The organism is Winogradskyella sp. Asnod2-B02-A, from assembly GCF_045063645.1.
Lineage (GTDB): Bacteria > Bacteroidota > Bacteroidia > Flavobacteriales > Flavobacteriaceae > Winogradskyella.
Window position 1 is genome coordinate 674,364 of sequence record NZ_JBEFOG010000027.1, and the last position, 12,359, is coordinate 686,722.

The window sequence follows — 12,359 nt, forward strand, 5'->3', positions numbered from 1 at the left end:
TTTTGAACATGAAAGTATTTACAATTATCTTATCAGTTATTGCTCTAGCACTTGTTATTTTTAATGCTACAAAGTTAAATTTTAATGCCCTTTTTGAAGGTGAAAGCCAAACAGCATTAATCACTATTGTAGCTGCACTTTGTGCTATTATTTTATTGCAAATTCTTAGAATTTCTAAGAAGATTGAAAAGCTTTCTAAAAAAAATAGAGCCTAATCCAGCTAACTCAAAATAGTAGTAATTAGGCTCATTACGCTTAAAATAGCTTTACTTAATTTAAACTGTAAGTCACTTCAAAAGTCCCCTCAGTAAAAGTATAAGTTGTACCTCCTGTGAGTATTGGATCCCCAACAAAGTTAAAAGTACCAGATACTTTTTGAGTCTCTGTATTATGAGCTGTAATTGTAATGCTACCGCTACTCGACAGAGCACTATCACCATTGCTAGCGTCGTAGCTAGCCACAAACTGTGTGTCTGCAACGGCAAACGTATCTCCCGCTTCTGCACTAATAGGAAAATTAATAACCACATTATCACCATTAGACTCACTACCACTTATTGTAATAGTAGAGCCTATTACTGTAATTAATCCGTTAACAAACTGCGGATTATAATCTGTTCCATTGATTTTCACAGAAAACAAATTATTATTAGAAGGTTCCGAAGGAGAATCGTCATCTCCACCGCATGATGTTGCTAAGAACGCAAATGCCATAAATAAAATTGTTTGTAATACTTTCATTTTTAAAATAGGTTTTAAATTAATAGTTCTTCCATTTATGACATGTAATTAAAAAGGTAAACATCATAAAGCACAATTATTTAAAAATATTTTCATTACAATTGTTTTTTCTAACTTTGAGTTTACTTTTTAGTCTCTAATGCATTAATGAATAAAGAACCTACACTAGAAGATCTTTTAAAGGATAAGGATAATGCCTTTGAACTTCTTTATAAAAACTATAAAGATGATTTTATAGCTTTTGGTAGAAAGTTCTCATTAAAGGACAATGAAATCGTAGATATTTACCAAGACAGTTTTTTAAGTCTTTATGAAAATTTATTGAATGGAAAAATAACAGCATTTACAAGTAGTATAAAAACCTACTTATTTAGTATTGGCAAGTTTAAAATTTATGAGCACCTCAGAGCACATTCTAAATTAAATATTATTGATGCACCCATTAATGAAGAGATTACTCTTGAGGATTTAACTTTAGAAAATGAAGTATTATCTGAGCGAGAACAGCTAGTAAAAGCAAATTTTAAAAAACTAGGCAACCAATGCCAGCGCATTTTAGAACTTTTTTATCTTAAAGGAAATACCTTAAAAGACATTAAAGAAATTGAGAACTATGATAAAACAGATGTTGTAAAAAGCCTAAAATCGAGATGTTTAAAAAAACTAAAACATCTCGTAAATGCATAGTATGAAAAACGAAGAATTAATAGCACTTTATTTTGATGGTAAACTCAATACCAATCAAAAAACCTTGTTTGATAAATTAATGTCAACAGATGCTGAATTCAGAGCACAGGTTGAATTTGAAAAACAAACAAAAACAGCTATTATTTCAATAAAAAAAGATGATCTAAAACGAAAGCTTCAACAACTAGAAGCTCCTAAAAAACGTTTTAATTATTATGCAATAGTCATTGCAGCCTCATTAATTATAGCTCTAGGCATCTTTAGCCTACTTCAACCAAGAGAGAATTTTTCAAATGAACAATTATTTGCAGAATATTTTCAACCTTATGCTAATGTCATAGCTCCTACATCTCGTGGCAATGAAAACACAGATACAAAAACAGAGGCTTTTGTTTATTACGATGCGCATAATTATAAAGTAGCAGCAGAGAAGTTTCATACCTTATTTAATACAACGAACACCTCTTATTATCTATTTTATGAGGCTATATGTGAATTGCAATTAGGCAACACACAAAATGCTATTAATTTATTTGAACAACATAAAGGCTACGAGGATAAATTAGCAACTCATCGCAATTGGTATTTGGCTTTAGCGTATTTAAAAAGCGACAATATCAAAGACGCTAAAGTTTTACTACAGGCTATTACAACCAAAAAGTCCTATAAATACAAGGCTGCAGATGCCATTCTTAAAAAAATAAAATAAACAGGTTTACCTTTTTATAAAGTTGACATTAATAGGAAAACAAATTCTATTATGGAACAATTTATTTTAAAGAAAACTATTTTATACCTTTTAATTATTCTAGTCGCTTTTAATTGTAGTAGCGATGATGACGGTAAATTAGAAGAATCTGAATCCAACGTTAAGCTAAAAAAATTCACTAGCACTATCAGTGGTTTTATTAATACTTCAGAAACAAGTGAAATATATTATTTAAACAATGGAAAGCCTCAAGCCATATTAGATCCTTATGGTAATGTACTCTCTGTTATTTATGAAGGTGACAAACTTTTCAAGTTTGCAAATAACACCTACACTTTTGATACCGAGAATCGTTTAAAAACGATAACCAATTTAGATTATGGTATTTGCACACTTCATTACAATAGTCAAAATCTATTAATAAGGCAAGAGATTGTTGCACCTAACTCAATAGGTAGCACAGAAGAATTACATATCACTAGAGACTTATCGTATAATGATAATAATCAAATCACTGAAATATTAGAAACTGAAACTAATAATTATAGAATAGACAAATATGTATTAGAATACAACAATGATGAACAGTTAACCAATTATGAAATTTTTGTTTCTGAACAAAGTAACACACCTTTAGAATTAATTGAAGAAGTAGAAATTACCTATGATTCTTCAAGAAATCCCTTAGTACCAATTTATAACAATCTGGATTTAAATAATTCTATTTCCATGATTACTCTAAAAGAACTAGCACCATCGTTTTTGTCTAATACTGCCTTTGGTCACTACGAAGGTTTTAAAATCAATTACGTACCTCAAAACAATATTTTAAGCACCATTGTTTCTTCGCCGTTTAACGAAGCGTTGAGTGAAAATTATTCTTACAATTTAATAGATGATTACCCTAGCTCTTCAGAAGTCAATATATCTGGCGGTTTTTTTTCTTATTCAGCTGAGATCCTTTGGGAATATACTACAGATTGAAGCCAACTCTTTTTTTTATTAATCAATACAACCAACAATGAAAACAATTTTATTTAAATCAAAATTAATACGCTTATTTATAGCTTTTTTAATTTTCGCATCGTGCAGTAAAGATGATGAATCCTCAACGGTTGATATACCTACGGTAAATTATACTGCGACTAACTTTGATGCTACATTTTTTCAAACAGGTAACTCAACCGCACCTACTATAGATTGGAATGGAGACCAAGGTACATTTTCTCTATCAGCACCACTAGCAGGATTAAATATTGATAGTATCAACGGTATATTGAGCTGGGACAAAACGCTACCGATTGGCATTCACAATCTACAGGTTATAATAACAAATAGTGCAGGTCAAACCGTAAAGAATATCACTTTGAGTAATCCACTTCAAGGTGTTTTCACGGGTTTTATTATTAATGGCAATAGTGAGCACTTAGAAATGGAATTTTTCTCAGACGGTACAATAATAGTTAAATTAGAAGACTCTGGCAGTCCACCAACGGCATATGGCACATGGACTAAAAATAATACAACCATAATTGCAAACCTCACCAATCCGGAAAACGGGGTACAAGCATCATTTTCAGGCACTTTAACCATTGACACAACTGCTAAGTACACAGGTAATTTGTATAGCAATCCTAACTTAACAGATCCATTAGGTGTTTTTGAGGTGGTCCTACATTAAACAAATAAAATTAATTAAATATGAAATATTTATACATCATTATTACTTTCTCTGTGCTAAGTATGCAAAATACAAAAGCACAAACTGCAGATTATTTTTTAACAATTAATACTACAAGCGCAACCAATTTAACTATAGACACAGGTATTGAATTTAATGGTTACAGATATTTCAGTGCTACTAAAAACTTTACCGAAAGCACTATTTGGAAAACAAATGGAACTGAAATTGGCACATCCGATTTTATAAACTCTAATGACATTACTAGTGCTAGTCCAATATTTGTTTTCAACAATGAATTATACTACAATGCCTTTCAACTAGGAGAAACCGTAGTTTATAAAACAAATGGAGCTATCAAAACTCCGTTTCTTCAAGAAGACACAGAATCTCCAGTCGTTGGTTTTGATAACAGAAGCGTTGCCATTTTAGACACCAACTTTGTATTTAGACATGGAACAATAACTACGGGCTATGAACTTTATATTAGTGATGGTACACCCAACAGCCCAATACTTTTAAAAGACATAAGACCAGGCACTTCATCTAGTCAACCCAATTATTTCACAAAAATTGGTGACGACAAAGTGGTATTTACAGCTAATGATGGCACCAACGGCATAGAACTTTGGGTTACGGATGGCACAAACGCTGGTACACTGTTAGTAAAAGATATTAATACTTCAGGGAATTCTTTTATAAATGGACTAACCAGTTTTAATGGCAAAGCCTATTTTAGTTTAGGGAATGATATCTGGGAAACTGATGGTACCGAAGCAGGAACTGTAATATTTTTAAATCTTAGAATGGATAGCAATTCTGAATACCCGTTTTATGAATATAATAACGAACTTTATTTTACAGCTTACGATACCTCATTCAATTTTGTAGACCTTTGGAAAACCGACGGAACAGTTGCTGGAAGCACAATTTTAACCAGCGGACTAAACTATGCTGATGTATTTCAAAGAACAAATAATTACTTGTTTTTTGCTGCAAATACAGACGCAAACGGCTATGAGCTTTGGAGAACAAATGGCACACCCGGAGGCACGCTGTTAACTAGAGATATAAATCCAGGACCAGAAGACAGTTTGGTCGGCGAACCCTCATTAGGCAACGGCGGAAATTTATTGTTTTTTGAAGCTACTTTTTATGATGATGATCCCAATATAGAAGCCGATTTAAGTGGAGAGTTGTGGTCATCTAATGGCACAGAAACTGGGACACTGCTTAATACAACAATAAACCCTTCAAGTGGACGAGGACAACCAGACAAATTTTTCAATACAAATGGCAAGCTCATTTTTCAGGCCAACGGAGATGGTAGTGGTGCGAGCAATTCAAATCAAGGTATTGACTTATGGATTACAAATGCTAACCTGTTGTCTATAGAAGAAAATGAACCACCTCTAACCAACTTTTTATTATACCCAAATCCAAGTTCAGATACTATCGCCATAAAAGATTTAAATAATACAATTAACGAAATAGCCATTTTCTCTCTTGAAGGCAGAAAAGTTAAAACCATTACTTCTAATTTTCAAGCTATTTCCGTAAAAGACCTATCTGCTGGCACTTATTTGGCATCTATAGAACTTAATGATGGAAAACACAGTACTTTAAAGTTTTTAAAACAGTAAAACTCAAACTTATAAAATTTCAGTTATGGCGATTATGACTTCGGTATTAATCGCCTTTTTGCAATCATAAAAACAATTAAAATTAATGCAAAAAATACAAGCCCATAAAGCCAATAATTAGTAGGAGAGACTATAGCAGATGTATCTCCAGTTAGTACAAAACCTGCCCAATAATAAGGATGTGTTAGGTTAGGATCATCTACACTTTCTAGATAATCTAATTTTGCCTTTCTTATAGCGTTACTTTTTAGATCTCCCTTTTTAAGATGCTTATAAAATGACGTCATTATATTTTGTGTTGCTTCATCTGGCGCACTCCAAAGACTAGATAATACAGATGGTACACCAGCCGCTGTAAAAGCAGTGTTCATAGAGACTACTCCTTGTCCTGTTTTAAGCTCTCCAACACCAGTATTACAAGCACTCAACACAGCCATATCTGCATTTAAATTTAGACCGTATAATTCTGAAATGTAAAGTTCATAATCAATATCATTATCAGAAAAGACCAAGCTACTTAATTCAGAATCCTGATCATTCACAAATGAATGCATAGACAAATGTAAAATGGAATAATTATTATACAAGCCAGTAAACGCGGCTTTTGAGGCATCATCATTAATAAACAAATCGCTATTACTAAATAATTGAGAAATAGAATTCACTTCTTTTAAGGTTCCTTCTAAATAATACGGATCGCCTCTAACTGCTAATTGATTTTTTGATGGCGCAAATTGCTTATAAGAAGGCGCAAACAAAGCGATATCCTTTTTATAATCTAATTTTGATAAGTTATTTGCCAGAAAACTGAACGAGGATGTATAGCTAATTGTATTGGTCTCTAATAAGAACTGATTATCATAAACTAAAAGCTCAAACGGTAGATAGTATAGAATATCATCTGGTATAATATAAATAGTCCTAGCGAGATCTAGATCTGTAAGTAATTTGCTATACAAATAACTCGTGTTTTGTTTTATAATTTTAGCATCAATGTTCAGATCTTTTAATTGCGTTAGTGTTTCATTTATTTTAGAACGTACAATCTCATAATCTTTAATTTCATCAATCTTTATATCCCCTCTATCGAGCACTATTCTAAACATAGTGCTATTAATGACTCTGTATTTAATAATGTATTTATCACTTAAATGATCTAACGGACTTTTAGCATTAATTAAGTTTAATATTTTATTTCGACTTGATCTAAGTTGATTATCAATTTTTTCTAGTTTTATATTTTCATCAAAAATAAGTTGATTTATACTATCTGATTTTCTAGAGACATTCTTCCGCTTTAGATACGTAATTTTAGATCTAATAAACTGTTCTTCGCTTATAGCATTATCAAGCTCCGTTTGATTGGAATCCATTCTGTTTTTCAAAAATGTGTTTAACAAGTATTTAGATTCAATAGCTTCGGTAAACTCAATAAATTCATTTTGTTCTAAGGTATCCAAATTACCCTTTGAAGCCTTGATATAAAAATAATTACAGATTTTAGAGTACATACCTGCAATTCGATCATTTAAGATTTCTTGATTAAAATTAGACTGAAATTGTTTTAACGCCATCCAATATAGTGCCTCTATAACCTCTTCATCTTTCTCTGCAGTTTTCTGAAATCCTTCAGCGAAAAAAATTAAGTGATTTGCATCTCGAAGCACAGTACTAGGAACAAAATCCTCATAAGTCAATGTTCTTATGTCTAGACCTTTATTTTCTTCAGAAAAACTTTCTAAAGCCTCATTAACAAAACTATAGGCTCTGTCGTAATTACCCAATTTTAAATGTATAAGTATATTCTGCTCAAGAACATTCTTATACATAAACCATGGTAAATCTGACTTTTTATTCAAATCATCTAAAATACTGAGGGCATCATTCAGTTCTTCTTGGCCATTAAATATTTTTGCTTTTTCCAAATTAAAATCTTCCTTTAGATTCCCAAAATCATTTGCTGGAAAAAACTCAAATCCTTTATCTAAATATAATAACGCTTTTGAGCTATCTTCATATCTGTAATACTTCGCCACAAATAAATGCCCTAAACTCGCCAGATCTTTTTCAATTTCATTTAGTTCTTTAAACTCAGATAACTGAACGATACAGTTTAAATGATGTAACATTAATTTTTCATTACTCGTCAACCAATAGATCTCAATTAAATAAGCATGAAGCTCGATTTCTTTTGTAATATCCCTTTTATCTAAGCCTAAATTTTCAGCCTTGATTAAATAATCTTTGTATAATTGAAAGCTCTTTTTTAAATAGCGTTCAGATTCAATAAAATTACCTTGACCAGTTTCGTAAGAAGACAGGCTAGTATAAAAATTTGTTAGATAATTAATATCTAAATTTTCAGCATTATCAAACAAGACTTCAGATTTCCTTAGATATTTAATATAATATTGAGAATTATTGAGAAATCTAGCACTGTAAATTTGGGCGAAGTCCAAATAAATTTTTCCCAATAGAGCATTATTTTTAATTTTTAATTGGCTATAAAGATTCACAGCATCTTTAAACCTATTAATAGCCATATCTAGGCGTCCCATTTCTCTAGAAGTCACACCGGATTTATGCAAGGTTTTTAATAATACTAGAGAATCAATTTCCTGGCTTTTATAATGATAGTCTAAAGATTTTGAAATGTAGACGTCGGCATCTTGTAGATTACGCATACTCTTATTCGCAATATTATACATGCTCAAATAAGTTTCATACAACCGTTTTGGAGAAGTCTTAAAAGTTTCTAATTGTATAACTTTACCTTGCAAACTTATGTAAGCTTCATCTTTATTAATATTGGCTTCTATATTAAATTCACTTTTAGAAATATCTCTAAGTAATTTTAAAAATGGTACCGTGTCTTTTTGAGAAACTGCTGCTAATTCAATAGCTTTAAGTCTTAAATTAAAAGCCGATTTATACTCAAATAATAACTGCAAAGAATCTGCCTGTTTGGTGTAGTCTTGCCAAGTATTTTGCGCAGACATTGAAAAAATACTAGATAGAGTAACTATTAAAATACATATATGCTTCATAAATAATTATAGAATAATTAGCTAAATTTAAGATTTATAAGCCAAATGAACAATCTGCTTTAGCTAATAAATAAAAAACAAGTACTGTTATTAAGTGGTTTCATGTCCGGCAATTAGCTTAATTTTGTTACAAAAACAATAGACATGTTTGATACATTAATTATTGGAGCTGGTGCAGCTGGATTATCTTGCGCTCTAGTCTTAGGCTCTGCAAAAAACAAACCTTTTGCAGAAGGCAGAAACGTTGCGATTATTACACATCAAAAAACATCACATCTTCAAAATGCATTATTCAATAATGTACTTGGCTTAAAACCTGGAACCTTAGGTGCAGACATACTAAACGATGGTTTACAACAACTGAGCGATTTATATCCTCATATTAATCAAATAGATAATGAAAAAGTTGTTTCAATTACAAAGAATACCAATGGATTTTTAATTGAAACTAACAAAAACAGCTATCATTCTAAAATTGTAGTAATAGCCGTTGGCTATACCAATTTAATGACTATAAATGGTTTAGAAAATTATATTGAACCACACCCAAGAGCGGCTATTGAAAAAGATAGAATTTGGTTAAAAAACACAGATCATCTTATTGAAAAAAACTTGTACGTAGCTGGAACTTTAGCCGGTTGGCGTAGTCAATTCGCTATGGCTAGTGGAAGCGGTGCACATGTGGCAACCGATATCTTAACACTTTGGAATGATGGAAAGCATACCAAAATTCACGATAAAATATAAAAGTTAATCCTGTTTAAAATTTGGGTACTCTGTACTTAGAAAAATTACTTCCTGCACCATAATGTCTTCCTTATTAATAATTTCTTCGAAAGCATTATCATCAAATAACTGTTTTGCAAGGGTTGCTTTAATAATGCGTCTTATCTCATCATTATAAGCTACAAACGTAATGTTAGTTCGCTCTCTTTCATTAACATAATCTTGAAAACGAACAACAATATCATCACTCACTTCAAAATTATTAATAAAATCGTATTTAGTAATATCTTGATACAAAGTTCTGTCTTTGTCTAATTCTTCAAATACAAAATAGCCAAAATGCCCTCGTCGTCGCAAATAATTAATTGTTTCGTTATCAAACAAACGATCTACTGGTACAAATACATCTGGAATAATGCCTCCACCTCCATAAACTACCTTCCCTTTTGGTGTGGTAAATTTTAGAGAATCGTCAACCACAATATTTTCTTCATCGGCTAATTCTCCCGTTCTTAAACGTTTGTAATAATCGTTGTAATATTTTTCGTTATCTCCATTAGTATATGGTTTTTGTATAGATCGACCTGTTGGAGTGTAATATTTAGACACCGTAAGTCGTACTGCACTTCCATCTCCTAATGCCATTTCGCGTTGCACTAAACCTTTTCCATAAGAACGTCTTCCTACAATAATTCCTTTATCATTATCTTGAAGTGCTCCTGCAATAACCTCACTCGCAGATGCAGAATTCTCATTAATTAAAATATAAATTTCACCATCTTCAAAATCCCCTCGTCTTGTTGCATAGATACGTTCTTCCTTTCCTTTTTTGTCTTTTGTAAACAAGATCAATTTATCGTCTTCTAAAAACTCATCAGCAATTTGCTCTGCAATCCCTAGAAAACCACCAGGATTATCTCTTAAATCTAAGGCTAGTTTGGTTGCTCCTAAATCTTTGAGCTCATCTAAAGCGTCTTTAAATTCTATAAACGTAGATTCTGCAAAACGGTTCATTTTTATATAACCCAACTCGTCAGTAAGCATATATGCTGCGTCTATACTTTTAATTGGAATTTCTTTCCGTTTCACTTCAAACTCTAACAAATCGTCTTCATTCTTTCTGAAAACAGTCAATTTTATTGAAGAATTTTTTTCTCCCCTAAGCTTTTCACCTATTAAATCAAAGTCAAAATCACGACCATAAAGCGTATCTCCATTTGCATAGAGAATACGATCTCCACTCATAATTCCTGCTCGTTCACTTGGACCACCTTCTGTGGGCTTTACAACTGCAATAGAATCTTTATAAGGATAAAAATTAATACCAATACCAACAAAATTACCTTTCATGTTTTCGGTAATGCGTTCTAAATCTTCTTTTGGGATATAAGATGAATGTGGATCGAGATTATTCAATATTCCATTAACCGTAACATCCACGATGCTATCTGTGTTAACTTCTTCCACATATTCATAATCTATATAATCTATTAAACGGTTGAGTTTATCTTTTTTACTATTGGTTGAAAAAAGATTATCTGACGTATCCGAAAAATTTAATCTACCACCTATAATCACACCTGCTGCAATTGCAACACCTATAATAAGTGGTATGTATTTATTGTTTGTTGCCATTAAGCTTTTAAGTCTTCTATAAATTCTAGCTCAATTCCAGCTTTTCTAAGAAAGTCAATTCCCGAACAATCCTTGTAATCTTGATTATAAACCACTCTTACAATACCTGCTTGATGAATTAATTTACTACATTCCTTACAAGGAGAAAGCGTAATATAAAGCGTTGCACCTCTACAAGATTGTGTTGATGATGCTACTTTAAGAATTGCGTTAGCTTCTGCATGTAACACATACCATTTTGTGTAACCTTCATCATCTTCACAATAATTTTCAAAACCTGTTGGTGTACCATTGTAACCATCAGAAATTATCATTCTATCTTTTACAATAATGGCACCTACTTGTTTGCGCTTGCAATGCGAAAGTTTTCCCCATTCTGTTGCCATGCGTAAATAGGCTTTATCGTAACGTAATTGTTTTGTATCTGGCATTAATTCTCGTTCTGGTACAAAGTACAGTATAAGTAACGAATATAAACGGTTAGTATTTTATACACAATTTACTTGTCGTTAAAGTTTTACCAAACTTTTTTCTTTAATTAAATAAATCACTTCCCATAATCATAGGAATCACCAAGCCTGCAACAACTGAGGAGATGACCATAATCCAATCACGACGTGTAACACGGAATATGGTTTGACATAAAAACCCAATAAACAAAACGACAAATACAATAATGACTTGAGCAAGTTCAATACCAAGAGCAAACTCAATAAGTAATTCTAGCTTATTTTCAGATTTACCAGAGAACATTTTAAATTCTCTTGCAAAACCTAATCCATGAACGATTCCGAAAAATAAAGTCGTAAAAAACAACAAACCAATCTTATTCGATTTTGCTTTCTTACCTGTTGTAAAAACATTATAAATTGCTGTAATTAAAATGGTTATAGGTATTAAAAACTCAACCAATTTTCCGTTTACGGTTACAATACTATAAGCTGCCAAAACTAAAGACAGTGTGTGCCCTAAAGTAAACATCGATACGAGTAAAAGCACGCGCTTCCAATCTTTAAAAAGATAAGGAACGGCTAAAACCATTAAAAAAAGTACATGGTCGTAACCATTAATATCTAAAACGTGGTTCATGCCATATTGAACATTAAACCAGAAATTATCTAACATAATTAATTCTTTGGGAAAGTCAAAGTTACAATTAAAAGCGCATAGGTTTCTGTTAAATAAAGTGAATAAAGCTTGGTTTATACTATTTTCTTTCGGAATATTGTATTTCACAAAGTTCAAATAACTTATTGAAATGTTATCAAGAAAGGCAGAGGGATTAGACCCATTGAAGCCTTAGCAACCCTTAAACTTATTAAGAAGGTGCTAAATTCTACGTAATTAGCGATTCATTTATCGTTTAATTGGATAGATAACCCAACGTAATTACACTATTGTAATACAAATTCTATATAACATTTTTCTATTTACACGTCAAATTTTGACGCATTTGAATTTTTGCTTTATCATAAATAAGTAAAACAAAA

12 protein-coding genes and 1 riboswitch are annotated in these 12,359 nt (G+C 31.6%); of the genes, 7 read left to right on the forward strand and 5 right to left on the reverse strand.

Annotated elements, in window-relative coordinates; translation table 11 throughout:
- Positions 1-8: 8 nt before the first annotated feature.
- On the forward strand, positions 9-215 hold the full coding sequence (locus ACJJVO_RS11025) for a hypothetical protein (protein WP_405574004.1): 207 nt from the start codon (positions 9-11) through the stop codon (positions 213-215).
- A gap of 55 nt (positions 216-270) precedes the next feature.
- Here ACJJVO_RS11025 and ACJJVO_RS11030 read toward each other — a convergent pair whose 3' ends face one another.
- Positions 271-741 carry a DUF6252 family protein gene (locus ACJJVO_RS11030; RefSeq protein ID WP_405574006.1) on the reverse strand — a complete coding sequence of 157 codons (471 nt, stop codon included), beginning with the start codon at positions 739-741 and terminating at the stop codon, positions 271-273.
- Positions 742-888: 147 nt separating this feature from the next.
- Here ACJJVO_RS11030 and ACJJVO_RS11035 point away from each other — a divergent pair, with 147 nt between their 5' ends.
- From ACJJVO_RS11035 to ACJJVO_RS11055, 5 genes are read left to right on the forward strand one after another with little or no spacing between them, the layout of a single operon-like run.
- Positions 889-1,428 (forward strand): RNA polymerase sigma factor, encoded by a 540-nt coding sequence (locus tag ACJJVO_RS11035; RefSeq protein ID WP_405574009.1) that lies wholly within the window; start codon positions 889-891, stop codon positions 1,426-1,428.
- Between the two features lies 1 nt (position 1,429).
- Positions 1,430-2,137, forward strand: a complete 708-nt coding sequence (locus ACJJVO_RS11040; protein WP_405574011.1) for a hypothetical protein — start codon at positions 1,430-1,432, stop codon at positions 2,135-2,137.
- A 51-nt stretch (positions 2,138-2,188) separates the two neighbouring features.
- Positions 2,189-3,121, forward strand: coding sequence for a hypothetical protein (locus ACJJVO_RS11045; protein WP_405574012.1), 933 nt, complete (start codon positions 2,189-2,191; stop codon positions 3,119-3,121).
- Between the two features lie 37 nt (positions 3,122-3,158).
- On the forward strand, positions 3,159-3,818 hold the full coding sequence (locus tag ACJJVO_RS11050) for a hypothetical protein (RefSeq protein ID WP_405574015.1): 660 nt from the start codon (positions 3,159-3,161) through the stop codon (positions 3,816-3,818).
- Between the two features lie 20 nt (positions 3,819-3,838).
- Positions 3,839-5,461, forward strand: coding sequence for a T9SS type A sorting domain-containing protein (locus ACJJVO_RS11055; RefSeq protein WP_405574017.1), 1,623 nt, complete (start codon positions 3,839-3,841; stop codon positions 5,459-5,461).
- Between the two features lie 32 nt (positions 5,462-5,493).
- On the opposite strand, the gene ACJJVO_RS11060 is transcribed toward ACJJVO_RS11055, so the two are convergent.
- Entirely contained in the window at positions 5,494-8,508 is a 3,015-nt protein-coding gene (locus ACJJVO_RS11060; RefSeq protein WP_405574019.1) for a CHAT domain-containing protein, read from the reverse strand.
- Between the two features lie 144 nt (positions 8,509-8,652).
- Between ACJJVO_RS11060 and ACJJVO_RS11065 the strand changes: the two genes are divergently transcribed.
- Positions 8,653-9,255 (forward strand): FAD-dependent oxidoreductase, encoded by a 603-nt coding sequence (locus tag ACJJVO_RS11065; protein WP_405574021.1) that lies wholly within the window; start codon positions 8,653-8,655, stop codon positions 9,253-9,255.
- Between the two features lie 3 nt (positions 9,256-9,258).
- Here the strand turns inward: ACJJVO_RS11065 and ACJJVO_RS11070 are convergent, their stop codons facing one another.
- From ACJJVO_RS11070 to ACJJVO_RS11080, 3 genes are all read right to left on the reverse strand, one after another.
- Entirely contained in the window at positions 9,259-10,869 is a 1,611-nt protein-coding gene (locus ACJJVO_RS11070; RefSeq protein WP_405574023.1) for a S41 family peptidase, read from the reverse strand.
- Entirely contained in the window at positions 10,869-11,300 is a 432-nt protein-coding gene (locus tag ACJJVO_RS11075) for a deoxycytidylate deaminase (RefSeq protein ID WP_405574026.1), read from the reverse strand. The genes ACJJVO_RS11070 and ACJJVO_RS11075 overlap by 1 nt, the downstream gene beginning before the upstream one ends.
- A gap of 103 nt (positions 11,301-11,403) precedes the next feature.
- Complete coding sequence (locus tag ACJJVO_RS11080; RefSeq protein WP_405574029.1) at positions 11,404-11,994, reverse strand: HupE/UreJ family protein; 591 nt, start codon at positions 11,992-11,994, stop codon at positions 11,404-11,406.
- 133 nt (positions 11,995-12,127) lie between these two features.
- Positions 12,128-12,251, forward strand: a riboswitch (SAM riboswitch).
- Positions 12,252-12,359: the final 108 nt, after the last annotated feature.

What these genes read in the sequence shown, in the direction of transcription:
- ACJJVO_RS11070 (WP_405574023.1), bottom strand. Translation starts at nt 10,869, where the DNA reads ATGGCAACAAACAATAAATACATACCACTTATTATAGGTGTTGCAATT.
- ACJJVO_RS11065 (WP_405574021.1), top strand. Translation starts at nt 8,653, where the DNA reads ATGTTTGATACATTAATTATTGGAGCTGGTGCAGCTGGATTATCTTGC.
- ACJJVO_RS11025 (WP_405574004.1), top strand. Translation starts at nt 9, where the DNA reads ATGAAAGTATTTACAATTATCTTATCAGTTATTGCTCTAGCACTTGTT.
- ACJJVO_RS11030 (WP_405574006.1), bottom strand. Translation starts at nt 741, where the DNA reads ATGAAAGTATTACAAACAATTTTATTTATGGCATTTGCGTTCTTAGCA.
- ACJJVO_RS11045 (WP_405574012.1), top strand. Translation starts at nt 2,189, where the DNA reads ATGGAACAATTTATTTTAAAGAAAACTATTTTATACCTTTTAATTATT.
- ACJJVO_RS11055 (WP_405574017.1), top strand. Translation starts at nt 3,839, where the DNA reads ATGAAATATTTATACATCATTATTACTTTCTCTGTGCTAAGTATGCAA.
- ACJJVO_RS11075 (WP_405574026.1), bottom strand. Translation starts at nt 11,300, where the DNA reads ATGCCAGATACAAAACAATTACGTTACGATAAAGCCTATTTACGCATG.
- ACJJVO_RS11080 (WP_405574029.1), bottom strand. Translation starts at nt 11,994, where the DNA reads ATGTTAGATAATTTCTGGTTTAATGTTCAATATGGCATGAACCACGTT.
- ACJJVO_RS11035 (WP_405574009.1), top strand. Translation starts at nt 889, where the DNA reads ATGAATAAAGAACCTACACTAGAAGATCTTTTAAAGGATAAGGATAAT.
- ACJJVO_RS11060 (WP_405574019.1), bottom strand. Translation starts at nt 8,508, where the DNA reads ATGAAGCATATATGTATTTTAATAGTTACTCTATCTAGTATTTTTTCA.
- ACJJVO_RS11040 (WP_405574011.1), top strand. Translation starts at nt 1,430, where the DNA reads ATGAAAAACGAAGAATTAATAGCACTTTATTTTGATGGTAAACTCAAT.
- ACJJVO_RS11050 (WP_405574015.1), top strand. Translation starts at nt 3,159, where the DNA reads ATGAAAACAATTTTATTTAAATCAAAATTAATACGCTTATTTATAGCT.